This is a genomic window from Helicobacter sp. 23-1044 (assembly GCF_053654695.1).
In genome coordinates, this window is record NZ_JBSIUQ010000018.1 from 1 (window position 1) to 23,006 (window position 23,006).

Sequence of the window (23,006 nt, forward strand, 5' to 3'; positions counted from 1 at the left end):
CGCCAAAAGCATTAAGCAAAATGCAAGATGGTTTTACACCGACCCGATTTTATAGGGGACTAAACAAGCATTTTTTAACAATCCTTCAAAAAAAGCAAATTTTCGCTATAATCCAAATAAAATCTACAAATCAAAAAGAGTTTTAATGCAAAATAACACTACAAATATCACCCAAGACACCGATTTCAAAAACTTCGTTAGCGAAGTCAAAGCCAAAATCCAAACCGCCCACACCCAAGCCCTAAAAGCGGTAAATAAAGAACTAATCGCCCTTTATAGCGACATAGGCAAGATTATCACTCAAAGGCAAGAGCATTTTGGCTGGGGCAAAAGTGTGGTTGAGAGCCTTGCCAAAGCATTGCAAAGCGGATTTGATGGATTGAGCGGATTTAGTGCGCGAAATCTATGGAATATGCGAAATTTTTACCTTGCCTACAAAGACAATCAAAAACTGCAGACACTGTCTGCAGAAATTTCGTGGTCGCACAATGTGCTTATTTTTCAAAAATGCAAAGACGACTTGCAAAGAGAATTTTACATAAAATCCACACTCAAAAACGCGTGGAGCTACCGCGTGCTAGACAATCACATAGACCAAAGCTATGAAAAATCCCTTTTATCTCAAAACAACTTCGATTCGACACTGCCCCAAAATCTATCCCAAAAAGCAAGTTTGATTCTAAAAGATGAATATACTTTTGACTTTCTGTCCCTACGCAACGAGCATAGCGAAAAAGAATTAGAACTTGCCCTTATAAGACAAGTGCAAAATTTTCTCACCCAAATGGGCAGTGATTATGCCTTTATAGGCAATCAATACAAGTTAGAAGCCGATGGGCAGGAATTTTTCATCGATTTGCTTTTATATCATAGACGACTAAAATCTCTTATCGCCATAGAGCTAAAAATCGGCGATTTTAAGCCCGAATACGCAGGAAAAATGAATTTTTATCTAGCCTTGCTTGATGAGCAAGTGCGCATAGATGGCGAAAATTCAAGCATAGGCATAATTATATGCAAAGACAAAAGCAAAACTATCGTAGAATACGCGCTAAAAAATACCACCAAACCCATAGGCGTAGCCACTTACACACTTACCAAAACCCCGCCAAAAGATTTGGCAAAACTTTTGCCCACACCAAAAGAGATAGGCGAGAGATTGCAAGGATTTTTTGATGAATAGCGATTCTGCGAAACTTGCTGCCAAAAAAGACTATTTGGAAAAATTAGTCAAAGAAAATGATAGGATTTTCATCGATACTTGCGCCCTTTTGGCGACTCAAAAGCAGTGGAATATCAACACAATCGAAACATTTTGGCAAAATATCACGCCATTTTTAAAGCAGTATCAAAAAGCAATCATAATCCCAAAAAGCGTGGTAGATGAGCTACTCAAACACGCAAATACTTCGCAAGATAAAAATCTAGCCCTCCGCGCCAAAAATGCCGTGAATCTCATCAAAAAACTACTCGAAAATCGCGTAATCAATATTTTTGGCGACAAAAGCGACAATAGCCACGCAGATAATGTGTTTGATACGATTTTCACGCAATTTCGCACAAAATACACTATGCTACTTATCACGCGTGATTATGACTTGGCGCGCGATATTTTGGCACTAAATGACAAAAAAGCCACAAATGGCAAAAAAGTTAGCGCGCATTTCATTAGTAATGAGGGGTTTTTGATAAGCCAAATTTGGTTTCTGAATTTTTGGGTAAAATTTTGAACTTTAAAGATAAATCGCCATCGCAAGAAAATTTAGATTCTGCGAAAATTAAGCCATTTATGATAGGCGTTCAAATCACTGATATTAGCAATGAAATTTTGCCAACGCATTTTATCCCAAAAGTCGGCGATTATGTGATGACGCCAAGCGGGACGCAAATAAAATTAACAAACAAAATCGCCGAAGGTGGCGAAGGGACTGCGTTTGAGACAAGCACAGAGCATATTGCAAAAATCTATTTTGCGCAAAAAATCACAAAGCGAATCTATGAAAAAATCAAACTAATGATAACCCGCCAAGTGAAGTTTAAAGGCATTTGTTTTCCAAGTGAGATTTTGCTAAATAAGCACAATGAATTTGTCGGCTTTCTAATGCCAAAGGCAAAGGGGCATAACTTGCAAAGGATTATGTTTTCCAAGCCACTATTAGAAAAGTATTTTCCAAAATTTAAAAAGAGAGATATGATTGAGCTTTGCATAACGATTTTAGAAAAAATTACATTTTTGCATAGCTTAAATGTTATTTTAGGCGACATAAATCCGCAAAATATTTTGGTAGTCTCCCCAAAAGAAATATATTTTGTGGATACTGATAGCTATCAAATCGGTGGATTTCCTTGTCCTGTGGGGACGATAAACTTTACCGCACCTGAGATTCAAGGCAAAAATTATGCTACATTTTTGCGCACAATAGGCAATGATAAATTTGCCGTAGCAACGCTTCTTTTTATGATAATGCTACCGGGAAAACCGCCATATTCGCAACAAGGTGGCGAATCCCCCACAAAAAATATCCAAAATGGCAATTTTCCTTATGCCTTTGATGGCAGTAGCAACGAAAAAGCACCCGAAGGCTCGTGGAAATTTATGTGGAGTCATTTGGACTATAAACTCAAAGAATCTTTTTATCACACATTTCAAAAAGGTGGCAAATATAATGACAAAAATAATCGCATAAGCGCAAAAAAATGGCTTAAACTCTTTGAAAATTATCGCAATAATTTAAATAATATGATTGAAATCGATGAAATGTCAAATGACATTTTTCCATCAAGATATAAAAAAATCAAAAATAGAGAATACATAAAGTGCAGAATCTGCAATAAAGAAACCGATAAAAAAAGGACATATTAAACAAATATATAAAGATTGCCTTTATAAAGATGCAAAAGTAGAGCGATACAAATGCCAAAAATGTGGTGGCGAAATAATTTTTAGAGAGCCTAATAAAAAATACGGCATAAAACTTGCAAAATTTAAGGAATGCTATAATTGTTTTCAAAAAACAAAACAAAATTAAGATTTGTTTTGATAATATTGCGCTTTTAATTTTAACATAAAGGATAAGAAATGAGTAATGATTTGATTAGAATCGAGGACTTGGTAAATAACCCCACCGCGCGAATTCCTATTTGCCTTTGTTTGGATACAAGTAGCTCTATGGCTGGTGCGCCAATCAATGAGCTAAATGAGGGCGTAAAAATGTTTTATAATGCAATTGCTAATGATGAAATGGCGGTGCATTCTGCGGAAATATGCGTAGTGACTTTTGGGTATAATGGCTTTGAATGCCTAGTAGATTTTTCAAGTTTAAATGTGCAAAAAAATAGCCCCACCTTGATAGCAAATGGACTTACGCCGTTGGGTGAAGCGGTAAATTTGGGATTAGATTTGCTAGATAAACGCAAAGATGAATACAAAAATCGTGGCGTGGATTATTATCAGCCGTGGATGGTGCTAATGACTGATGGTGCGCCAAATGGCGATGAAGATGAATTGCGAAGGGCGATTTCTTGTTGCGTAGAGCAGGTAAATGAAAGAAGACTTACTATTTTTCCTATCGGCATAGGTCCTTATGCAGATATGAATGTTTTGGCGCAATTCTCACCCAAACGCCCTCCATTGCGACTAAAAGGGCTTAGCTTTAATAAATTTTTCGAGTGGCTTAGCAAAAGTATTTCCGCAGTCTCTGCGTCAATGCCGGGGGATAATGTCAAGCTTGATATTGAAGGCATAAAAGGCTGGGGCGAATTATGAGTTTTAAGGCGATTTGTTGCGCCACACAGGGTAGAAGCCATATAAAAACAAACACGCCCTGCCAAGATAAAACCTTTTCGCTAATCACTCCAAAATTTAGCGCGATTGCGTTAGCTGATGGCGCAGGTTCGGCAAAATACTCGCATTTTGGCGCAGAGATTGCCACAAAATTTATTTGCAAGATTTTAGAGCGGCATTTTATGCTGATTTTGCAAGATGCAGATTCTGCAAAAGTAGATATTTTAAATGCTTTGTTAGGTGAATTGCAAAAAGAGGCGCAGTTTAGAGAATGCGCGTTGAAAGATTTGGCTTCTACGCTTTTGTGTGTGGGAGTTTGCAATGATATTTTTATCGCTTTTCATTTAGGCGATGGGCTAATATGCGCTTTGGATTCAAATGAAATGCGACTAATCTCTGGCGCACAAAATGGCGAATTTGCAAATACGACATTTTTTACCACTTCGCAAAATGCGTGGCAAAAAGCAGAAATCATCATAGATAAAATGGACAATATAAATGCCTTTGCGCTAATGTCTGATGGCGTTGCGCCAAGTTTTTATAATGAGCGAAGTGGGGAGTTTAAGGCATTAAAAGGCATTTTGCAAAAATCATTGCTCATCTCGCAAGATAAAATGCAAGAGCGAATGCAACAAACGATGGATAATGTTTTAGTTAAGGCGACTTTTGATGATTGCTCACTAGCGATTTTGGCGCGAAATGATGAGTTTTTAGGATATTCAAAACTCACAGGTGAGCAAAAAAAGTGGCTTTTTGAAATGGAAGGCAGTGCGGTAAATTACACAAAAATAAGGAACTTTGATAAAATCATAATGAGTTTAGAGTCGCCAAAGGAATTTGACGAAATTTTGCAAACTTTACAAAGTAAAACTAAATATTTTCAAAGGTGTGTGCGAATATATTTGCAAAAACTATGCGAAATAGGCGCAGTTAGCTTTGATGGCAAAAAATACAGCGCACAAATCGCAATAAAATAAGATTAGATTCAATCTCCCACACTCCCATCGTTGCTTTGGTGTAATTCACACAAAGCAATCCATAAAAATAATTTACTGCTAGATTCTGCGATTTTGTGGAATTTTCGCAGAATCTGCATTAGATTCTGCGATTTTCGTGGGAGATTCTGCGAGGGCATTTGGCGATTTAATATTTTATTATTTTAAGCAAAATTTAAGTTTATATGTTTAAGATTCTTGCTTTTTTTAATCTCAATTTAAAGGACTACATTATGAAAAGGTTATTTTTTGCATTATTATTTTTGGTAAGTTTCGCATTTGGTGCGGTGAATCTCAACACAGCGACTAAAAAAGAGCTGATGGCACTTGATGGAATCGGCGATAAAAAAGCAGAGGAAATCATCAAATATCGCGAAAAAACGCCATTCACAAAGCCAGAGGATTTGAAAAATATCAAAGGCATCGGCGATAAACTTTTTGATAAAATCAAAGATAAGGTGAAAGTGAAGTAGATTTAGGGAAATTTGGCTTTTGGATTTGTGAGAATTGCGTGAATTTGGCATTTAAAAGTGCCTAAACTTGCCTTAAATATTTTAAAAGAGAGTTTGCGGTAAGCTATATTTTTTTGTGGATTGCTTCGGTCGCTTCGCCCCATTGCAATGACGAATTGTAGGTAGATTCTGCGTTTTTCGCTACTTTTTGTCATTTTTAGCGAAGCGAAAATCTCCGTCATTATTAAGATTCTGCGAATTGTGCGAATGTTCGCGATTTTTTATAAAATTTATGATAGCATTTTGCTTTTTAGATTCTGCGAAGTTTGGGGGCAAAAAGTATGTTTGATAAGATAAATACGGCGATTAAGGATATCGAAGAGGCGATGGAGGAAATTCAAATTTTGCTTGGGATGCATAAAATTAGCTTTTTGGATTTCGTGATGATAAAGCGCGGAAGTGCGGACTATCCGCCACATTTGGAGATGTGGAAGTTGGAGCAAATCGATAATGAAGTGCAAAAACTCAAAGAAAAAATTAACGAGCTAAATAAAATCAAAAAAGAATTTTTGGTGTATTAGATTTGCGCGAATCTAGCGCGATTTTGCGATTTTACAAGGGGCAAATAAGGGGCAAAAATGTATAAAAAACTACGCAAATATATCTTTAAGTTAGACCCAGAAAATGCGCATAAAATCACAGAAAATCTGCTGATTTTGGCACAAGCTACGCCATTTGTGCTAGAAAAATTAGCACTGCGCTTTTGTGTGGCGGATTCGCGCTTAAAAACTAGCGTTTGCGGAATGGATTTTTACAATCCTGTGGGCTTGGCGGCGGGTTTTGATAAAAATGCCACGATGACAAAGGGGCTTTTGTCGCTTGGATTTGGGCATATTGAGCTAGGCACGATTACGCCAAAGCCCCAAGATGGCAATCCAAAACCGCGCCTTTTTCGATTCGTGGCGGAAAATAGCATTCAAAACGCGATGGGATTTAACAATGACGGCGCAAGTGCGATTTTACGGCGCATTAGCCGAATCTATCCCTTTGCCGTGCCACTAGGCATAAATATCGGGAAAAACAAAATCACAGAGCCTGAAAAAGCCCTATTTGACTACAAAAAATTAGTGTCAAATTTTAAAAGCGTGGGCGATTATTTTGCGGTGAATCTATCATCGCCAAACACGCCAAATTTGCGCGATTTGCAAAACGAAGAGTTCGTCAAATCGCTATTTAGTGAGCTGACAAAGCAAAGCAACAAGCCTATTTTCTTAAAAATCTCCCCTGATATGCAAATCGATTCGATGCTCCGCGTGTGTGAATGTGCGATAAATAACGGCGCAGCGGGGATTATTGCGACAAATACGACTATTGACTACGCACTTTTAAAGGGAGGAAAAGATTTTGGAGGCATTAGTGGAGAGGCGTTAAAGAAAAAATCGCGCGAAATTTTTAGCATTTTGAGTGAAAATTTCTTTGGCAAAACCGCGCTAATATCGGTAGGCGGGATAAATGACGGCGATGAGGCTTATGAGCGAATCAAACTTGGCGCAAATTTGGTGCAAATTTATAGTGCTATGATTTTTGAGGGACCTGCGCTGGTTGGCGAAATAAATAAGGGCATTTTGGCGAGATTAGAAGAGGATGGATTTAAGGATATCGATGAAGCAGTAGGAAAATCGCTACATTAAAAACATTGTGGTGCGTGGCAATTCGTTCTGGGGTAATCATTTGAATTATTTTTGCGTAAAATTTCGCTCGATGAACCCCCAAGTTCTATCTCGCTTGTTTCACGCAAAAATAATCCAAAGCACTACCGCCATTACTTCGATTGTTTTGAAACAGCGTGTTAGATTCTGCGAATGAAATAAAAATTCGCAGAATCTGCCCCCACTTCGTCATTGCGAGGCAGTGGCGAAGCCACAACGAAGCAATCCATAATAAAATCAAATCCGTGCGAAGCACCCGAAACTCGCCCGCTTCGTGGTGCAAAAAATCGGATTCAAGGTTGCAGAAGTGCAACCGCCGATTTTTTGCTAGAAGCGGAAAAGCGAGGCACTCCCCCTAAAAGCGAAAAGCGGCAGCTTTTGGCGAGTAGGGGGAGCGGGGAGGGGGGTGCAGCCCTTTTTGCGAGAAAAAACAAGCGAATTAAATGATAAAAATGGCGAAACTATCGTAGATTCTGCGAATCAAACAAAAAACGCAGAATCTAAAAAGAGATTTTTCGCTTCGCTCAAAACGACAAAATGATTTGGATTGCTTCGTTGCACTCGCTTCACTTCGTGCGCCTCGCAATGACAGAAAAATCACGCAAGATTCTGCGATTTCGCACGAGTCGCAGAATCTTATAAAAAACGCACAAAATTCGCACAAATCTATTTCACATTCCACATTCCATATAAATCTCCCCAAATTCTCCCATTTTTGCTATAATCGCAGAATCTAAATTGGAGGAAGCGATGATAGAGCCGTATTTTCGCGTGGAAAATGAGTTTTGTGCGGATATTTTGCATTTTGCCTCAAATGCGATTTTTGCCTGTGATTTCAAAGAGCAAATGTTTTGGGTGGGGAATATCATAAATCACAACCAAAGCAAAAAAATCCCGCTCACCTTGCCAAAGTCCTCTTTTATGCGAAATAAAGTCGCCATTTGCGGGACATTGTTTGCCTTTATTAACGGCGATGAGGGGAGCATTTGCATAATGGATGCCTTGCAAAGTCGCGCGTTGCAGACTATTCAAAGTGCTGATTCAAAGATTGAGTGCGTGAGTATCGCCAAAAAATCCGTGCTTATCGGCGGGAAAAACGGCGTTTTGAGTAAATATGACTTAAATGGCAAACTGCTAAAAGTGCTTATGCGACATAAAGATTTCGTGCTATTAGCGCAAGAAAGCGAGGATGAGCGGTTTATAATTTCGATTGGTTATGATAGAAGCATTTTGCTTTTTGATAGCAATAAAAACGCCACAACTCCGCTAAATATCAATCCAAACAGCATTATAAAATGCGTGAAATTTAGCGCAGATTCTGCGATTTTACTGCTTGGCGATAATGGCGGGAATATTTATGTGATTGACACCTACACAAGGACTTTGTTGCGGAAGTTTCAGGCGGTTTATTCGCAGGTGGTGGAAATCTGCTTTTATAATTCTTATATTTTCGTGCTTGGGGCAAATGGCGCACTTTCGCTGTGTGACTTTTATAGCGCGAAAGTCATTATGGAAAGTTTTAGCACCGCGCCGATTGCGGCGTTTGCGCTATTTGAAAATAGCATAGTTTTGTCATCGAAAAATAGCGTTTTTGGATATAGATTTGATGATTTTAAGACACATTGTCAAAATCTAATCGCCGAAAATGACTTGGTTGAGGCGTATAAATTTGCAAATATTTATAAGTTTTTGCAAAATGAGCAGTTTTACTTGGCGTTGGAAGCGAAGTTTGAAGCGGATATGATGGAGGCGAAGATTTTAGCGTGTGGTGGAAATATCCCGCTTGCAGAGCAGATAATCTCGCGCTACGCGGAGATTAAGGGCGAAGTGATTGCGAGTTTTGCAAAGCAAATAAAAGAAATTCCAAAGTTTGAAAATCTAATGGCACAAAAGTTAGAAATCCGCGCAATCCCAATGGCGCAAAATAATCCGCTAATCCGCGAATTGCAAAGCTACAAGGACTTTGAGGCGAGGTTTGTAAAGATTATTTTACTCGCAAAGGAACTCGCCAAAAAAGGCAAAAAAGACGACGCAAACGCCATTATGATGCCCTATAAAAAAATCGCCTCAAAAGTCGCAATAATCCAAGAGATTCTGCTCTATCCGCAAAAGGTGGATTTGGCGATGGAAGCGATTGAAAATGGCGATTATGGCGAGTATTTTAAGCTGAAAAAAAACTATCGTTTTGTCGGTATTTTTGATGGGGAGATGGAAAATAACGCAGAATCTGTCTATTTTAGGGCGCAAAATGCGTTTTATAAGATGGATATGGCGGAGTGCAAAGAGTGCATTTCGATTTTGAAAAACTTCCGCAAATACCGCGATTTCGCGCTGAATTTGGAGGTGAAAATGGATGAAGTAGGAAAAACGCTAAAAGAGATATAAAATCGCTTTTTTGGCGGGGTAATTTTGTGTGTTTGGCGCATTTAATTCACACGAAGTTTGCCGTCATTGCGAGATTTTGCTTTGCAAAATCGTGGCAATCCAAGATTCTGCGATTTTTTATTTAATTCGCAGAATCTCGCACGAAAAAATTCACAGATTCTGCGATTTCGCAGAATCTGTCGCAAAAATCGCAGAATCTGCCAAAATAAAATAATAGATTGCCACGATTTTGCTTCGCAAAATCTCGCAATGATGGATTTTTGAGGTTCTTCGCTCGTTTCACTTGCTTGGAATGACAAAAAATAAAATTTGATTCGCGTCAGCAAATCACAATTCGCATAATTTGCGAACGAAGTGAAGTAACAATCGAAGTAATTGCGGTGTTGCTTTCGTAGTTTTTGGATAATTTCGAGTGTGAGACTAGACTAGCGGTCTGCGAATACTCGAAATTATCCAAATCTGCGGAATGAATACCCAAGAACAAATTGCCACAGCAATCTCCCCAAATCTCACTCCATCGGTAGTTGCGGATAAATAATGCTTGGTTTTCTCCCATTTAGCGTATCAAAAAATGCTTTTATCCTTTCGATTTCCTTTGGCGTGAGAGTTTCGCCCTTTTTTGTCATCATCTCTATTGCGTCTTTCAAAGAAGTCGCCGTCCCGCTTTTTAAATACGGCGCACTCTGCGTGATATTCCGCAAGATAGGCACTTTTACCGCCTCGCCTTTTTTGAAATTATTCGCAAATTTATACGCGCTAATTTCATCAAATGCAATCTCCCCACCGCCCAAATTCACGCCACTATGGCACTTTACGCAACCTTTATCTATGAAAATCGCGAGTCCATCTAACTCCGCGCGGTTTAGTGCCTTGATATTTCCCCGCAGGAAGTCATCAAAGCGACTTTGCGTTTTTAAAGTCGCCACAAATGCGTCAATTGAAGTCGCAATCAAATCCATATCAATATCCATATTATTCCCATACGCCTTTTTAAAATCGATTATATACTGCGAAAAAGCACTTATTTTAGGCACGATGGTGGCGTTGCTCTGCTTCAAATCGCCTGTAATGTGTGCTTGCAGGTGATTTTTTAAAAAAATTTTGTTAGATTCTGCGTTGAAAATCGTAGGCACATTTGCGTTAAAAGGCGGGGTTTTGGGGAGTGCGTTGCTCCCGCCAAGCGCGAGATTGTGGCAAACATTACACGAAATCGCATTTGAGTTTGCGATGCGCGGGTCAAAATAGAGTTTTTTGCCTAACTCAATTTGCGATTTTGGTGCGGTGCTTTGCTTTAAGTCCATCGCTTCTAATCCCGCGTCCTTCGCCTTTTCTATGAGTTCATAACTGCCAAAAAGATTTGTCAAAATTATAAAAATCGCTAAAAATTTCATCTTATCTCCCTTTTTTGTTTAATCCGCAGAATCTCGCACTTGGCGCAGAATCTCGCTTTTTCGCATTTTTCGCAAAAATCGCAGAATCTCGCATTTATCGCAGAATCTACCGCAAAATATCGATTTTATACACGCGCTGCTCATAAATTATCTTGCTTTTATCCCATTGCTTGATTTTCGCAGAATCTAACTCATTGCGCGCAGAATCCGCAGAATCCACCGCATTTTTCACAGAATCTCGCATAGAATTTTCCGCAGAATCTAACTCATTTTCCGCAGAATCCGCAGATTCTGCGTTTTGCGCTGAATTCGCTAAATTTGGCATTTTTTTATAGATTGCGATTTTTTCATTTTCGCTTAAAAATCGCTTTTTGATTTTCCCATCTTTGGTGATTTGCAGGGCGAATTTTATCTCATTTGTCCTGCCATCGATGATTATTGCTTCGTTTCGCGCTAAAAAATTATCAGCACTCAAAATCCCCGCAAAAAGCACAAACAGCGCAAATTTTCTCACTTCGCTAATCCTAATAAAAATTTTGTTAGAATTCTATCATATTTTAAAATTTGAAGGACAAAAAATGCAGACGATTTCGACTACTTCCGCGCCAAAGGCGATTGGAGCATATTCGCAGGGTAAGATTTTTGGCGAGTTGATTTTCACCTCTGGGCAAATCGCGCTAACGCCAAATGGCGAGTTTGTAGATGGCGATGTAAGGGCGCAAACTGCGCAGGTTTTGGAGAATTTAAAGGCGATTTTGACAAGCGCAGAATCTAACTTGCAAAGCGTGATTAAAACGACTATTTTTCTAACAAATATCGATGATTTTGCGGCAGTAAATGAGGTTTATATGTCCTATTTTGGCGCACATAAACCCGCTAGAAGCACAATTGCCGTGAAAGAACTGCCAAAGGGGGCAAAAGTTGAGATTGAGTGCGTTGCGATAAAAGGTGCAAAATGCTAAAAGACTTCGTTGAATACGGCGTTTTGGGGATTTTGATATTTTTAAGCGTGATTGTTTTTGCATTGATAATGGAACGCATTTTTGTGTATAAAAAAATTGATATTTTGGCATTTGTGGATAAAAAAATGCTAGAAATTGAACTCACTCGCAATCTCACACTGCTCGCCACAATCGGCACAAATGCGCCATACATTGGACTTCTTGGGACGATTGGCGGGATAATGCTGACATTTTTGGAGATTTCACAAAGTGATAGCGCAATTAGCACGGGTGCGATTATGAGCGGACTTGCACTTGCGCTAAAAGCAACTGCGCTTGGGTTAATTGTGGCGATACCCGCGATTGTGGGGTATAATTTATTATTGCGAAAATGTGAAGTTTTACTAGCGAAATGGGATTTGGAGGCGGAAATGCGAGATTCTGCGAAAAATGCAGAATTTAATAAAATGGATTGCCACGATTTGGCAAATCTCGCAATGACAAAAAAAGGCGCACGAGATTCTGCGAATCAAATGAAAATCGCAGAATCTAATGCGAAAAATACCCACCCCCTAGCCCCCTCCGCAAGGGAGGGGGGACAAATCGCAGATTCTGCGCCACAAATGGAGCAAAAATGAAAAAAATCGACTCCCTAAATCTCATTCCATTTATTGATATTGTGCTTGTTTTGCTCGTGATTGTGCTAACAACGGCGACTTTCATCAAGCAAAATCATCTCTCAATCGATGTCCCGCAAGTCAAAGATTCTGCGAAAAGTAGCGCGAATTTAAGCAAAGAGGACAAAATCATCAGCATTAAAAATGACAATAAAATTTTTTTCGATGAAAGGGAGGTGAGTTTGGAGCAGTTGAGATTTCACATTTCGCACCTGCCAAAGGATACGCCACTCGTGCTAAATGGCGATAAGAAAAGCAATTTTGAGGCATTTGTGAAAATTATGGCGATGTTAGAAAATTTGGAATTTAAAAATTTGTATATTTTGATTGACGCAGAATCTACAAAATCTACCGCAGATTCTGCGAAATAAGGGGGCAAAATGTTTAAGGAAAATTATAGTTTGGAGATGATTATTTCTGCGGTGGTGACGATGGCGGCGATTTTGCTTTGTGTGCGACTTTATCTAAAAATCATAAATCGCAAAAGTAAAATCCAAAAACCAGATTGGTTAGGCGAAGAGTTTGACAAAAAATTCAAAATGAAAGGAAAATAGCGCGGTGATTAGTGTAGTTTGGATTGCGGTGCTGCTGCTTTTGGCGGGGATTGACATTTTTAGTGCGAATAAAAAGCACAAGGATTTTAGGGGAAGCATTATTTTGCTTGGCGCGTTGGGTGCGCTTGTGGTGATTGCTGTGGAGATAAGCGATGCGCTGTCATTTGCGGAGATGAATGCGCTTTGTATTTTGATTGTGGCGATGGGATTGGGCGCGATTGTGGGCATTTATCAGCGCGTTTTTCAAAAAGAGCGCGTGGAGAATTTAAGCGATAATAATGACTTAAAAGAGGCGATTACCGCGCTAAAAGAGGCAAATCTAAAAATCGCAGAATCTAATGAAATTTTGGCAAATGAATTTAAAAATGCGCTAGATTCTGCGCTTGAAAAGCATTTTGAGAAAAATACAAACGCGCTAAAAAGCATAGATTCTGCGATTTTGACAAATCAAGAAAAGTTTATAGAGCAGACAAATGCCCTAGATTCTGCGATAAAAGAGATGGATTTCAATCTTAAAAAAGAGTTAGAGCGGTTGAGTGCGAATTTTAGCGCGGATGTGATTAGTGGCGTTGAAGCACTTGCAAACAAATATCAAAATAGCATTGAGGTGCATTTTAGCGAGAATTTCAAGCGATTTAATAGCGCGGTGGAAAATCTTTTGGTTTGGCAGGATGAGTATCGCCAAAGTGTGCTTAACTCAAATGAGATTTTGAAGCACTCTGCGGAAAATTTGGCGAAATTCTCCGCGCTGACAAATAGCATTTTAGCGAGGGATGAAAAAATCATCGCCTTGCATAGGGAAGTTAGCGTGATTATGGAGCGATACAAAGCGCAAAATGCAAATTTGGATGAGAAGTTAAATGCGGTTAATAATGTAGGAAGCGGGGCGATTGAGGCACTAAAAATTATGGGCGAATTTTTCGCGCAGTTGAGTGCGCGATTGAATGGCGTCCTTGCGGAGTTTGATAGCGCAAATCAAAAAATTATCGCGGATTTAGGCAAACGGGATGGCGCAGTGCAAATGCAACTCGCAAAGAATATAAAAATTTTGGATGAATTGATAAAATCCGCCCTAAATCACAATAAATCGCTAAATGAAAGTTACGCGAAGTTGAATAAAGATGTGGAGTTGCACTCAAAGGCGATTTCCAAAAATACTAGCGAGATGATTAGCGCGATAAATAAGGACGGCATAAAGCACCTAAAAAACACGACAAAACTTTACTTTGAGGATATTTCCACCACGCAAAAAAATATTTTAGAGCAAATGTCCGCGCAGATTGATAGTCATTATAAAAATTTGGACTCAATGCTAGTGGCGATGAGTGCGAAATATTTGGAGAGTTTGGAGCAGATAAGCATTTCAAGTGTGAATGCAAGTAAGGATTTGAATTTGATAAATGCCGAAGGTGTGCGAAATCTCAATGATGAAATCGCAAAATATGTCCGCCAAAATAGCGATATGCTGAAAACTTCAAGTGCGGAATTAGTGGAGATTTTAGCAGTGTTGCAAAGGCAAATCGATAGCGCACTCTCTCGCACAGACAAAATGCAAAGCACCACGCAGGATTTTATGGCGGATTTGGAGAGTTCGCTACGGAATGCAAGTGAGGGGTTTAAAAATGATTATGAGTGGTTTTTACGGAGGGTAAAAGAAATTATCGGCGCAAGGGGGTAAGAAAAGATTCTGCGAATTTGTGGCAGATTCTGCGTTTTTTTATTTGAAACGCAGAATCTAAAATTTCCCCCTCCCTTGCGGAGGGGGATTAAGGGGGTGGGTAAAAAATCATAAATTTTATAAAAAACACAGAATCTACCTCCACTTCGTCATTGCGAGGCGCACGAGCAAAGCGAGTGCAACGAAGCAATCCATAAATCACACAAATCTAATCAAAATATTGAATCAATATCCCAAAAACAAATCAATGCAGATTCGTTGCAAGTAAGCGATTCGTCTAAAATACAGATTCTCCCTAATGGATTGCCACGATTTGACTTCGTCAAATCTCGCAATGACGGACAAAAACACCCCATTTCGTCATTGCGAGGCAGTTTGAGCGATAGCGAAAACAACGAAGCAATCCAAACAAAATTGTCATACTGAGCGAAGCGAAGAATCTCTTTTTAGATTCTGCGATTCTTCGATATTTTCGCCGTTTTTTAAATTAGTTTCGTTTGTTTTTTCTCGCAAAAGGGCTGCACCCCCGCTCCGCTCCCCCCGACTATTTAATTGTGTCCCCAAAAAGCAGCCGCTTTTTCGCTTTTAGGGGGAGGGCTCTCGCTTTTTCCGCTTCTAGCAAAAAATCGGCGGTTGCACTGACTTGCACCTTGCTCCCGATTTTTTGCACCACGAAGCGGGCGAGAGTCGGTGCTGTCGCACGATTGATTTAATTGTGGATTGCCACGATTTGACTTCGTCAAATCTCGCAATGACGAAAAATTAAGGCAGATTCTGCGATTCACGCAAAAATGCAGAATCTAAATAAATTTTGCAGTATCTGTGAATTTTTTCGTGTTAGATTCTGCGTTTTTTTATTTGAATCGCAGAATCTCAACCCTATCGCGGTTTATTTGCCGCAAAGGCAATGAGAAACACCAAGTTTGCGATATAAAACCACACAAATCCCGCCACGCCAAAGCCTTGCATTAGTGCGCCAAGCACAAGTGGCGACATTAGCGAGCCAAGCGAGTATGAAAATAGCATCGTGCGACTGACTTCTACGCTTTTGCTTTTGTCTTTTAGCATATCATTTGCCCGTGCAAGGGCGAGTGAGTAAAGGCACAAAATCCCCGCGCCAAAGATTACGCCAAACACGCACATTCCCCAAATCCCAAGTTTCAGCAAAAATCCCACACTTCCCACTAGCGCGACAAATGCAACTAGCATTATTGCCACTTTTCGTCCGAATCTATCGCTGATACTACCAATCAAACTTTGCGCGATAAATCCCCCAAGCATCACGCAAAACATAAAATGCGCCACTTCGCCCACGCTAAGTCCGCGTGATAGCGCAAACACGCTCCCCATCGAGAAAAATCCATTCATAAGCATACCACCGATAAAGCTCCCCAAAAGCGCAAGTGGCGCAACGCTGAAAACTTTTGGCAATGAAATTGGCGTCTTTTGCGGGATTGGCGGGGCATTTATACGCAAAAGATTAAGCGGGAGCGATGAAAACATAATTAGACAAGAAGATAGCACAAATAGCGTGTGTGTGGGAAGATTTAGCCCCATTATCAAAATCCCCGCGCCAAATGAAACATAAAATACGATTTCATAAAATCCTATCACGCGGGAGCGCACGGCGTCCTTGCTTTTTTCGTTCAACCACGATTCAATAATCACCAAAAGTCCATAATATGCAAACCCAAGACAAAAGCGAAGTCCTGCCCATAGCATCAAATTCACGCTTAATGAATGCAAAATAATGCAAATGCTACACATCGCTCCAAAAATCCCAAATGCGCGAATATGCCCGATGTGCGCGATGATTTTATGCGATGAGATGGTGCTAACTAGCGCACCAAAAAAGAAAAAGGCATTCACCGCGCCGATGGCAAGGGCACTTGCGCCACTTTGCTTTAAAATCACGCCCACAGAGCTAACGATTAAAGCATTCCCCGCAAAGAGAAATGCCATCGCCACAAATAGCGCGGTTAGCGACTTTATCGTGCGCTTTGAACTTATCATTTTGTGCCTTTGAGATAAAATTAGCTTAAAAAATTAGCGGCGAATTGTAGCAGAATCTTAAAAATAATTGACATCACTAGCATATTTTGGTTAGAATTTGCGTTTTTAAAATTTAAAAATAGGAGTAGGCGATGATTAAGAAGTTATTACTGACTTTTTCTTTGGTTGGAGCGATGATGATTGTAGGGTGTGGCGATAAGAGCGATGTTGAGGTGGATACGCAATCTAGCGGCAGCGATTCTGCGAGTGCCGGCGATGCTAATGGCACAATCGATGGCGAAATCACAAGTCGTGGCAATGTTTATGGTAGCGGTGGCGATAACTCGCTGTATTCGGTGTATTTTGGATTTGATAGATTCATAATCGAAGGCAGTAGAAATATCGAAATCGTAAAAAATAATGCAAAGCTGATTATTGATAGCGGTGCAAATGTCCGAGTTGAAGGCAATACCGATGAGTGGGGCAGTGATGAATACAATTACGCCCTTGCGCTAAAACGCGCATCATCTGTAAAAGACGCACTTGTAGGCAATGGCGTAGCAGAGGGCAAAATCGACTTGGTGAGTTATGGCGAGAGCAAACCGCTTTGCGTTGAGAAAACTCGCGCTTGTTGGCAAGAAAATAGACGAGCAGACTTTGTTTTATCAAAATAAATAAAGCATTTTGTTAGTGAGATTTTTAGCATTAGTTATCGCTCCGCTTTGCCTGTGGAGCGAACCATCTGCCTTTGAAATGCAAAGCGGTTCTACCAAACAAGAAATGCAGAATCTAAAAGGTAAAACCGAATTGCAATCTGACAAAATCTTTGAGATTGAGAGCAAAATAAAGGCGTTAGAAATCTCAACTGATGGGATTAAAAGCATTTATGAAGGACAGGCAAAAAATCTCAATGATTTAAATAACAAAATAAATGCGCTAGATTCTGCGAATCTCACAAAAGAGAGCTTCTCTGCGCTAAAAGAGCAAGTTGATAGCAATTCTAAAAATATCCAAACGCTAACTGATAGTCTAAACGCCCTTAGTGAATCTATCACGCAGATAAAAACTCTGCTTGGCGAAATAAAGCAAGTTGAGTTAGATAAACAAGCAGAGCAGCGTGAGCAGCGGGAGATTTCATCGATTGCATTTAGCAAAGATAAGGCAAAAAAAGATGAGATTTTTAAAGAAGCGCGCAGACTAACTTACAGCAAAAAATTTAATGAAGCAATAGCGCGGTATAATTGGCTTATTGAAATCAACCACAAAAAGGCAGAATCTCACTATATGCTGGGCAATATCGCCTATGAGAAAAATAAATATGATGATGCGATTTACCACTACAAAGAGAGCGCGACACTTGATGAGAGGGCAAAATATATGCCACGATTATTGCTAAATTGCGCGAATTCTTTGCGGGTGCTTGGGCGAAATGATGATGCGAAAAACTTTTATAATTCGCTAATTGCGCGTTTTGCAAACAGCACGGAGGCAAAGGACGCAAAAACGCAACTTAAAAAACTCAAATAAAGGATAAAAATGATAGAAAATAATCACTTAGTAACAATCAAATACGAAGTCAGCGGCAAAGAAAGCGCAGAGGTGCTTGATAAAAGCGATGATTTTAAATTTATCATCGGGCAAAATCAAGTAATTTGCGGGTTAGAAAATGCGCTAATGGATAAAAAAATCGGCGATAAATTCAAAGTCGAAGTCGCACCAAAGGACGCGTATGGCGAGAGAAATGGCGATTTTTTGCAAGAAGTGCCAAAAGAGCAGTTTGCAGGAATTGAGCTAGTTCAGGGGATGACGCTGTATGGGCAAAGCGAGGATGGCGAGATGGCGCAAGTGGTGGTTGCCGAAATTGGCGAAAATTCTGTGATTATCGATTATAATCACCCTTTGGCTGGAAAAACTCTGCTTTTTGAAGTGGAGGTTTTGGATAGCAAAGTGCCAAATGATGATGAGATTTTAGAATTGCACCGAAATTCGACGCACCATCATCATTGCGGTGGCGGAGAGGGGTGTTGTGGGGGAGCGAATCATACCGAGTCAGGTTGCGGTTGCGGACATTAAGCGCGTCGTCTCTTTGGTGCTTTTGCGTGGGTGCAATTTGTTCTGGGGTATGCAATTCTTGCGTTAGTCGCACTTATCTGCGCTCAATGGACGCCCAAGTCCTATTTCGCTTGACAAGCGCGACTAACGCAAGAAGCCACACCGCCATTACTTCGATTGTTTGTTGTGCGACTTGATACTTTATGTGAAATTAGATTAGATTTTCGTTTCGCAATTCTAGTATCTTGCGCAAGGTTTGTGGGTTGCGCCGAAAAATTCGAGCGAAAATAGGACTTGGGCGTCCATTGAGCGAGAATTTTTCAAGCTCCCGCAAAGATGGTTGCTTCGGGCTTTCGCCCTCGCAAATTCTACGCTTTGCTACGAATTGCGTAAGAGACGAATTGCTTATTTTAACAAAAAGGATACACAAATGAAATACGCTTTTATTTTTCCCGGACAAGGCTCACAAGCACTAGGAATGGGCAAAGACTTTTATGATGAATCGCCCCTTGCCAAAGAGCTAATTGAACAAGCAAGTGATGCGTTAAAAATCGATATGAAAAATCTGCTTTTCAATCAAAGCGATGATTTGAATCTCACGCAATTCACGCAACCAGCGATACTTTTGGTAAGCTATATCGCCAATCGTCTTTTTGCCCAAAGTTGCGACATAAAGCCCACATTTGCGCTTGGGCACTCACTTGGCGAAATCACCGCAAATCTCATCGCAGGTTCGCTTAGCTTTGAAAACGCGCTCCGTTTGGTGTATGAGCGTGGCAAACTAATGCAGAGCGTTTGCGAGGGCAAGGACGCGGGAATGTCTGTCGTGCTTGGGCTTAGTGATGAAGCATTGCAAAAGTTTTGCAGTGAACGCGAAGAAAATGCAAGTGGCAAGATTTGGTGTGCGAATTTTAATAGCGATGGGCAGTGCGTTTTGGCGGGTTACAAAGTCGATTTGATGATTGCTGAGGGCGAGTTGAAAAATCTTGGCGCAAAGCGCGTTTTGCTACTCCCTATGTCTGTGGCTAGTCATTGTCCGCTTTTAGAGCCGATGAGTGCGGATTTTCGCGCATTAGCAGAGCAGTATTTGGAGGATAGTTTCGCTTGTGAGATTATCGCAAATGCCACGCTTGAATCTTACAGCGACAAGGCAAATGCGGTGAATCTTTTGACAAAACAGCTAACTTTGCCCGTGCTTTACAAGCAAAGCATTAAAAAAGTCGAATCGCAAGTAGATTGCTTTATCGAATTTGGCTATGGCGCGGTGTTAAAGGGGCTAAACAAACGATTAAGCACAAAACCCACGCACACAATTGGCACAATGCAAAATCTAAACGCAGTTTTGGAGGAAATATCACAATGAAAACTATCGCAATCATCGGTGCGATGAATGAGGAAATCACGCCACTTTTAGAGCATTTCAAGGATTATGAGAGCGCGGAAATTGGTGGCAACACATTTTACAAAATCACCCACAAAAATCACACGATTATAGTTGCTTACAGCAAAATAGGCAAGATTCACGCCGCGCTTACTTGTGCTACGATGATTTTGCATTTTGGCGCGGAGTGCGTTATTTTTAGTGGCGTGGCTGGTGGGCTTCGCGCTGATTTAAAGGTGGGCGATATTATTTTGGCAACTGCGCTTTGTCAATACGATGTGGATATTAGCGCGTTTGGGCATCCGCTTGGATTCATACCTGAGAGCAAAATCTACATAAAAACAAGCGCGAATCTTAACGCAATCGCGCAGGGCGTTGCAAAAGCGCAAAATATCGACTTAAAAGAGGGCATTGTGGCAAGTGGCGATAGTTTTATCTCAGATGCCAGCAAAAAAGGGTGGATTATGGAGCGCTTCAACGCCGCTGCGGTGGAAATGGAGGGCGCAAGTATCGCTGTGGTGGCGTCTTTGCTAAGTGTGCCGTTTTGTGTGATTCGCTCAATTAGCGATAGTGCCGATGATAGCGCAAATATCAGCTTTGATGAATTTTTGGAGCACTCCGCCCAAAAAAGCGCGAAATTCGTCCTAGCGATGATTGAAAAAATGGGCGATGATTGAGAAAAATGTAGGGATTTGCGGCATTTTAGATTCACGCAATTTTAATCACAAAAAGGAAAAATATGAAAAATAATGATATGATTTTTTATAATTTAAAGGACAAAGTGCCAAGTGATGCGCTTTTAAGGCTTAAAGAGAGTTTGGATAAAGCTAGTGAGGGCGCAAGTAAGCGACTTTTGCTTATAAATCTCAAAAGCGCGATTTTGGGGCTTATCTTTTCGGTAATATTGCCCGGCGTTGATAGGATTTACAAAGGTGATATTATTTTAGGTATCTTTAAAATCATCTATATTGTAGTCGTTTATATCGGCATTGAAGCTGATTTGGGCGATAGGTTAATCGCAAATGAAAGTGCAGTATTAGCCGTGCTGTGGCTACTTGCTATGGTTGCGATGGTGGCGTGGTGTGTCGCGGATATGTTTTTGGTATGGAAGGGCATAAAGCGCGATAATCTTAAAAAAATCTTTGAAATATTGGAGACAAAAAATGGATAATATAAGTGTATTTTTGATGAGCATAAAGGGCAAAATCCCTAGCGAATCCCTTGTGCCATTGCAAGAGAAACTTGAAAAAGTGGGCGAAAATGCTTTGCAAAAACTTATGCTAGTGGTGCTTAAAAGCCCCGTTGTCGGCATAGTGCTGTCAATTCTCTTTGGCATTTTGGGCGTGGATAGGTTTTATAAGGGCGATTTAAAGTTAGGCTTTGCCAAACTTGGCTTAATCATCATAAGCTACACGATACTTTTTGTGGTGCTTATTGTCGCAGCTGTCGCGACAGAAAACACATTTATGATGAGCGATGATGATGTAGTAGATATGATAATAGAGCAGTATTTCTTGCCTTTTGTTTTGGCAATCATCGGCATTGTAGTGGCATATATATGGTGGATAGTGGATATTTTTCTTGTATTTTTTGGCATCAAAAAAGACAATTTAAGCAAAATTCATAGCGCATTGCAGTAAAAATTACTCGCTGTTGCTTTGGGTGGCGATGTGAATCGGGGCAAATCGCATTTTTTAGCATTCGCCCAAAGCGCACTCTACAAAATCCGCAGAATCTAGCGCAGAATCTAAACATTTCGCCAAAAAGCACGAAGTTTTAGAAATTTTTGCTAAAATCGCGCCTTTAATTTTTGCAAAATTTCATATATTTTAAAAAAGGACGCGCCTATGCTTTTCTCATCATTTGCTTTTATCTTTGCATTTTTGCCGCTCGTGTGGATAGTGTTTCATTTGCTAAAAAATGCAAAGTTTAAAGCGCATTTTCTTTGGGCAAAAATCTTTTTGATTGCTTCATCGCTATTTTTCTACGCATTTTGGAAAGTGGCGTATTTGCCTATAATGCTTGGCTCTATCATTGTAAATTACTTTTTAGCAAAGTGCATTTTAAGATTTGCAGAATCTAGCGCAGAATCTTTAAAAATAACCCAAATCGCAGAATCTACTAAAAAAAAATGCGTGTTAAAAAGGGGGGGGGGGGGGAATTGTCTATTTAGATAGATTTACACCAAAATTCTTTTTTGTTATCGGCATAATTTTCAACTTATCGCTTCTTTGCTTTTTTAAATACACGGATTTTTTGCTAGAAAATTTCAATTTGTTTAGCAAAATAGCGCATTTGGATTTTAATATCCCTTTGCCACATATTCTTTTGCCCCTTGCGCTTAGTTTTGTAACCTTTCAGCAAATCGCATTTTTGTTTGACTGCTACAAACACGGAAAAGGCGAATCAAACGAAAATCTACATATTGATTTTATTGATTACGCGCTCTTTATTAGCTTTTTTCCGCAACTTATTGCGGGTCCCATTGTCCATCACAGAGAAATGATGCCACAATTTGCAAAAATGAGCGCAAATTCAAACGATTCAAATGATTCGTCATTGCGAGTGAGCGAAGCGAAAACAACGAAGCAATCCACAATAAACTACGAATTTCTAGCCAAAGGCATTTTTATTTTTAGCATTGGTTTATTTAAAAAAGTCTTTATCGCTGATAGCTTTGCCAAATGGGCAAACACAGGATTTGGCATTGTCGAAAACGGCGGAGTGCTAAATATCGCCGAATCTTGGGCGACTTCGCTAAGCTACACATTTCAACTCTACTTTGATTTTAGCGGGTATTGCGATATGGCGATGGGACTTGCGCTAATGTTTGGCATAGTGCTACCGCTTAACTTCAACTCACCTTACAAATCGCTAAATATCGCAGAATTTTGGCGCAGGTGGCATATCACTTTGGGGCGATTCTTAAAAGAGTGCCTTTATATCCCTTTGGGCGGAAACAGAGGCAAAAAGCGTTCAAATGCCAAACAAAATCGCGGAAGTATTTTAGATGAA

At 40.0% G+C, this 23,006-nt stretch carries 37 protein-coding genes and 2 pseudogenes; 29 read left to right on the plus strand and 10 right to left on the minus strand.

All coding sequences use genetic code 11. From position 1 onward, the window contains the following. Positions 1–145 precede the first annotated feature (145 nt). The 7 genes from ACWIUD_RS11440 (at position 146) to ACWIUD_RS11470 (ending at position 5,252) form a co-directional block, all read left to right on the plus strand. Entirely contained in the window at positions 146–1,183 is a 1,038-nt protein-coding gene (locus tag ACWIUD_RS11440) for a PDDEXK nuclease domain-containing protein (protein WP_454149209.1), read from the plus strand. Continuing rightward, the gene (locus tag ACWIUD_RS11445; RefSeq protein WP_454149211.1) at positions 1,176–1,730 is read left to right on the plus strand and encodes a PIN domain-containing protein; all 555 of its coding nucleotides are present in this window, start codon (positions 1,176–1,178) and stop codon (positions 1,728–1,730) included. Before ACWIUD_RS11440 ends, ACWIUD_RS11445 begins: the two co-directional genes overlap by 8 nt. Further along, positions 1,727–2,863: a protein kinase domain-containing protein gene (locus ACWIUD_RS11450; protein WP_454149213.1), complete on the plus strand. Its 1,137-nt coding sequence runs from the start codon at positions 1,727–1,729 to the stop codon at positions 2,861–2,863. The genes ACWIUD_RS11445 and ACWIUD_RS11450 overlap by 4 nt, the downstream gene beginning before the upstream one ends. 216 nt (positions 2,864–3,079) lie before the next feature. After that, a complete protein-coding gene (locus tag ACWIUD_RS11455; RefSeq protein WP_454149215.1) occupies positions 3,080–3,766 on the plus strand; it encodes a vWA domain-containing protein in 687 nt (228 codons plus the stop codon). Beyond that, the gene (locus ACWIUD_RS11460) at positions 3,763–4,761 is read left to right on the plus strand and encodes a PP2C family serine/threonine-protein phosphatase (RefSeq protein ID WP_454149217.1); all 999 of its coding nucleotides are present in this window, start codon (positions 3,763–3,765) and stop codon (positions 4,759–4,761) included. Before ACWIUD_RS11455 ends, ACWIUD_RS11460 begins: the two co-directional genes overlap by 4 nt. 30 nt (positions 4,762–4,791) lie before the next feature. Beyond that, a complete protein-coding gene (locus ACWIUD_RS11465) occupies positions 4,792–4,947 on the plus strand; it encodes a hypothetical protein (RefSeq protein ID WP_454149219.1) in 156 nt (51 codons plus the stop codon). 65 nt (positions 4,948–5,012) lie between these two features. After that, the gene (locus ACWIUD_RS11470) at positions 5,013–5,252 is read left to right on the plus strand and encodes a ComEA family DNA-binding protein (RefSeq protein ID WP_454149221.1); all 240 of its coding nucleotides are present in this window, start codon (positions 5,013–5,015) and stop codon (positions 5,250–5,252) included. A gap of 2 nt (positions 5,253–5,254) precedes the next feature. Here the strand turns inward: ACWIUD_RS11470 and ACWIUD_RS11475 are convergent, their stop codons facing one another. Further along, the gene (locus ACWIUD_RS11475; protein ID WP_454149223.1) at positions 5,255–5,473 is read right to left on the minus strand and encodes a hypothetical protein; all 219 of its coding nucleotides are present in this window, start codon (positions 5,471–5,473) and stop codon (positions 5,255–5,257) included. After that, positions 5,433–5,567 carry a hypothetical protein gene (locus tag ACWIUD_RS11480; RefSeq protein ID WP_454149225.1) on the minus strand — a complete coding sequence of 45 codons (135 nt, stop codon included), beginning with the start codon at positions 5,565–5,567 and terminating at the stop codon, positions 5,433–5,435. Before ACWIUD_RS11480 ends, ACWIUD_RS11475 begins: the two co-directional genes overlap by 41 nt. A 5-nt stretch (positions 5,568–5,572) precedes the next feature. Between ACWIUD_RS11480 and ACWIUD_RS11485 the strand changes: the two genes are divergently transcribed. Both ACWIUD_RS11485 and ACWIUD_RS11490 read left to right on the plus strand, forming a co-directional pair. After that, positions 5,573–5,812 carry a DUF2443 family protein gene (locus tag ACWIUD_RS11485; protein ID WP_454149227.1) on the plus strand — a complete coding sequence of 80 codons (240 nt, stop codon included), beginning with the start codon at positions 5,573–5,575 and terminating at the stop codon, positions 5,810–5,812. 57 nt (positions 5,813–5,869) lie between these two features. Next, positions 5,870–6,922: a quinone-dependent dihydroorotate dehydrogenase gene (locus tag ACWIUD_RS11490; protein ID WP_454149229.1), complete on the plus strand. Its 1,053-nt coding sequence runs from the start codon at positions 5,870–5,872 to the stop codon at positions 6,920–6,922. Positions 6,923–7,007: 85 nt separating this feature from the next. On the opposite strand, the gene ACWIUD_RS11495 is transcribed toward ACWIUD_RS11490, so the two are convergent. Next, on the minus strand, positions 7,008–7,133 hold the full coding sequence (locus ACWIUD_RS11495) for a hypothetical protein (protein WP_454149231.1): 126 nt from the start codon (positions 7,131–7,133) through the stop codon (positions 7,008–7,010). On the opposite strand from ACWIUD_RS11495, the gene ACWIUD_RS11500 reads away from it, so the two are divergent. Genes ACWIUD_RS11500 through ACWIUD_RS11520 form a run of 5 tightly spaced genes read left to right on the plus strand, consistent with a single transcriptional unit; the run spans position 7,133 to position 9,539 of the window. Next, entirely contained in the window at positions 7,133–7,387 is a 255-nt protein-coding gene (locus ACWIUD_RS11500) for a hypothetical protein (protein ID WP_454149233.1), read from the plus strand. The two genes, ACWIUD_RS11495 and ACWIUD_RS11500, sit on opposite strands and share 1 nt — an antisense overlap. After that, on the plus strand, positions 7,359–7,481 hold the full coding sequence (locus tag ACWIUD_RS11505; RefSeq protein WP_454149235.1) for a hypothetical protein: 123 nt from the start codon (positions 7,359–7,361) through the stop codon (positions 7,479–7,481). Before ACWIUD_RS11500 ends, ACWIUD_RS11505 begins: the two co-directional genes overlap by 29 nt. Position 7,482: 1 nt before the next feature. Continuing rightward, positions 7,483–7,677 (plus strand): hypothetical protein, encoded by a 195-nt coding sequence (locus ACWIUD_RS11510; protein WP_454149237.1) that lies wholly within the window; start codon positions 7,483–7,485, stop codon positions 7,675–7,677. A gap of 13 nt (positions 7,678–7,690) precedes the next feature. Then, positions 7,691–9,325 carry a WD40 repeat domain-containing protein gene (locus ACWIUD_RS11515; protein WP_454149239.1) on the plus strand — a complete coding sequence of 545 codons (1,635 nt, stop codon included), beginning with the start codon at positions 7,691–7,693 and terminating at the stop codon, positions 9,323–9,325. A 28-nt stretch (positions 9,326–9,353) separates the two neighbouring features. Next, a complete protein-coding gene (locus ACWIUD_RS11520) occupies positions 9,354–9,539 on the plus strand; it encodes a hypothetical protein (RefSeq protein WP_454149241.1) in 186 nt (61 codons plus the stop codon). A gap of 105 nt (positions 9,540–9,644) precedes the next feature. Here ACWIUD_RS11520 and ACWIUD_RS11525 read toward each other — a convergent pair whose 3' ends face one another. From ACWIUD_RS11525 to ACWIUD_RS11540, 4 genes are read right to left on the minus strand one after another with little or no spacing between them, the layout of a single operon-like run. Beyond that, a complete protein-coding gene (locus ACWIUD_RS11525) occupies positions 9,645–9,881 on the minus strand; it encodes a hypothetical protein (protein WP_454149276.1) in 237 nt (78 codons plus the stop codon). After that, a complete protein-coding gene (locus ACWIUD_RS11530) occupies positions 9,835–10,716 on the minus strand; it encodes a cytochrome-c peroxidase (protein WP_454149243.1) in 882 nt (293 codons plus the stop codon). Before ACWIUD_RS11530 ends, ACWIUD_RS11525 begins: the two co-directional genes overlap by 47 nt. A gap of 18 nt (positions 10,717–10,734) precedes the next feature. Continuing rightward, positions 10,735–10,860 carry a hypothetical protein gene (locus ACWIUD_RS11535; RefSeq protein WP_454136905.1) on the minus strand — a complete coding sequence of 42 codons (126 nt, stop codon included), beginning with the start codon at positions 10,858–10,860 and terminating at the stop codon, positions 10,735–10,737. Then, on the minus strand, positions 10,823–11,230 hold the full coding sequence (locus ACWIUD_RS11540; protein ID WP_454149245.1) for a hypothetical protein: 408 nt from the start codon (positions 11,228–11,230) through the stop codon (positions 10,823–10,825). Before ACWIUD_RS11540 ends, ACWIUD_RS11535 begins: the two co-directional genes overlap by 38 nt. Positions 11,231–11,294: 64 nt before the next feature. Between ACWIUD_RS11540 and ACWIUD_RS11545 the strand changes: the two genes are divergently transcribed. The 6 genes and pseudogenes from ACWIUD_RS11545 (at position 11,295) to ACWIUD_RS11570 (ending at position 14,992) form a co-directional block, all read left to right on the plus strand. Then, positions 11,295–11,678: a RidA family protein gene (locus ACWIUD_RS11545; protein ID WP_454149247.1), complete on the plus strand. Its 384-nt coding sequence runs from the start codon at positions 11,295–11,297 to the stop codon at positions 11,676–11,678. Further along, positions 11,672–12,124 (plus strand): annotated as a pseudogene (exbB, locus tag ACWIUD_RS11550) (TonB-system energizer ExbB); the annotation flags it as partial. The gene ACWIUD_RS11545 and the pseudogene exbB, both read left to right, overlap by 7 nt. A 167-nt stretch (positions 12,125–12,291) precedes the next feature. Next, positions 12,292–12,705, plus strand: a complete 414-nt coding sequence (locus tag ACWIUD_RS11555) for a biopolymer transporter ExbD (RefSeq protein WP_454149249.1) — start codon at positions 12,292–12,294, stop codon at positions 12,703–12,705. A 9-nt stretch (positions 12,706–12,714) separates the two neighbouring features. Then, complete coding sequence (locus tag ACWIUD_RS11560; protein ID WP_454136900.1) at positions 12,715–12,888, plus strand: hypothetical protein; 174 nt, start codon at positions 12,715–12,717, stop codon at positions 12,886–12,888. Between the two features lie 4 nt (positions 12,889–12,892). Further along, complete coding sequence (locus ACWIUD_RS11565; protein ID WP_454149251.1) at positions 12,893–14,566, plus strand: hypothetical protein; 1,674 nt, start codon at positions 12,893–12,895, stop codon at positions 14,564–14,566. A 258-nt stretch (positions 14,567–14,824) separates the two neighbouring features. Continuing rightward, the gene (locus ACWIUD_RS11570) at positions 14,825–14,992 is read left to right on the plus strand and encodes a hypothetical protein (RefSeq protein WP_454149253.1); all 168 of its coding nucleotides are present in this window, start codon (positions 14,825–14,827) and stop codon (positions 14,990–14,992) included. Here ACWIUD_RS11570 and ACWIUD_RS11575 read toward each other — a convergent pair. The 3 genes from ACWIUD_RS11575 to ACWIUD_RS11585 all read right to left on the minus strand — a co-directional run bounded on the left by ACWIUD_RS11575 (position 14,984) and on the right by ACWIUD_RS11585 (position 16,576). Beyond that, complete coding sequence (locus tag ACWIUD_RS11575; protein ID WP_454149255.1) at positions 14,984–15,130, minus strand: hypothetical protein; 147 nt, start codon at positions 15,128–15,130, stop codon at positions 14,984–14,986. The two genes, ACWIUD_RS11570 and ACWIUD_RS11575, sit on opposite strands and share 9 nt — an antisense overlap. Further along, entirely contained in the window at positions 15,115–15,351 is a 237-nt protein-coding gene (locus tag ACWIUD_RS11580) for a hypothetical protein (protein WP_454149257.1), read from the minus strand. Before ACWIUD_RS11580 ends, ACWIUD_RS11575 begins: the two co-directional genes overlap by 16 nt. 94 nt (positions 15,352–15,445) lie before the next feature. Beyond that, positions 15,446–16,576 carry an MFS transporter gene (locus tag ACWIUD_RS11585; protein WP_454149274.1) on the minus strand — a complete coding sequence of 377 codons (1,131 nt, stop codon included), beginning with the start codon at positions 16,574–16,576 and terminating at the stop codon, positions 15,446–15,448. A 134-nt stretch (positions 16,577–16,710) separates the two neighbouring features. Here ACWIUD_RS11585 and ACWIUD_RS11590 point away from each other — a divergent pair, with 134 nt between their 5' ends. From ACWIUD_RS11590 to ACWIUD_RS11630, 9 genes and pseudogenes are all read left to right on the plus strand, one after another. After that, positions 16,711–17,232: an OmpA family protein gene (locus ACWIUD_RS11590; RefSeq protein ID WP_454149259.1), complete on the plus strand. Its 522-nt coding sequence runs from the start codon at positions 16,711–16,713 to the stop codon at positions 17,230–17,232. Between the two features lie 16 nt (positions 17,233–17,248). After that, positions 17,249–18,085, plus strand: coding sequence for a tetratricopeptide repeat protein (locus tag ACWIUD_RS11595; RefSeq protein ID WP_454149261.1), 837 nt, complete (start codon positions 17,249–17,251; stop codon positions 18,083–18,085). A gap of 9 nt (positions 18,086–18,094) precedes the next feature. Next, the gene (locus ACWIUD_RS11600) at positions 18,095–18,631 is read left to right on the plus strand and encodes an FKBP-type peptidyl-prolyl cis-trans isomerase (RefSeq protein WP_454149263.1); all 537 of its coding nucleotides are present in this window, start codon (positions 18,095–18,097) and stop codon (positions 18,629–18,631) included. A 26-nt stretch (positions 18,632–18,657) separates the two neighbouring features. Next, positions 18,658–18,807 carry a hypothetical protein gene (locus ACWIUD_RS11605; RefSeq protein WP_454149265.1) on the plus strand — a complete coding sequence of 50 codons (150 nt, stop codon included), beginning with the start codon at positions 18,658–18,660 and terminating at the stop codon, positions 18,805–18,807. A gap of 233 nt (positions 18,808–19,040) precedes the next feature. After that, complete coding sequence (fabD, locus tag ACWIUD_RS11610; RefSeq protein ID WP_454149267.1) at positions 19,041–19,973, plus strand: ACP S-malonyltransferase; 933 nt, start codon at positions 19,041–19,043, stop codon at positions 19,971–19,973. Further along, positions 19,970–20,668: a 5'-methylthioadenosine/adenosylhomocysteine nucleosidase gene (locus ACWIUD_RS11615; protein ID WP_454149269.1), complete on the plus strand. Its 699-nt coding sequence runs from the start codon at positions 19,970–19,972 to the stop codon at positions 20,666–20,668. The genes fabD and ACWIUD_RS11615 overlap by 4 nt, the downstream gene beginning before the upstream one ends. 62 nt (positions 20,669–20,730) lie before the next feature. Continuing rightward, on the plus strand, positions 20,731–21,162 hold the full coding sequence (locus ACWIUD_RS11620; RefSeq protein WP_454149271.1) for a TM2 domain-containing protein: 432 nt from the start codon (positions 20,731–20,733) through the stop codon (positions 21,160–21,162). Next, positions 21,155–21,631, plus strand: coding sequence for a TM2 domain-containing protein (locus ACWIUD_RS11625; protein ID WP_454149272.1), 477 nt, complete (start codon positions 21,155–21,157; stop codon positions 21,629–21,631). The genes ACWIUD_RS11620 and ACWIUD_RS11625 overlap by 8 nt, the downstream gene beginning before the upstream one ends. A gap of 207 nt (positions 21,632–21,838) precedes the next feature. Beyond that, a pseudogene (locus tag ACWIUD_RS11630) lies at positions 21,839–23,006 on the plus strand (MBOAT family O-acyltransferase); the annotation flags it as partial.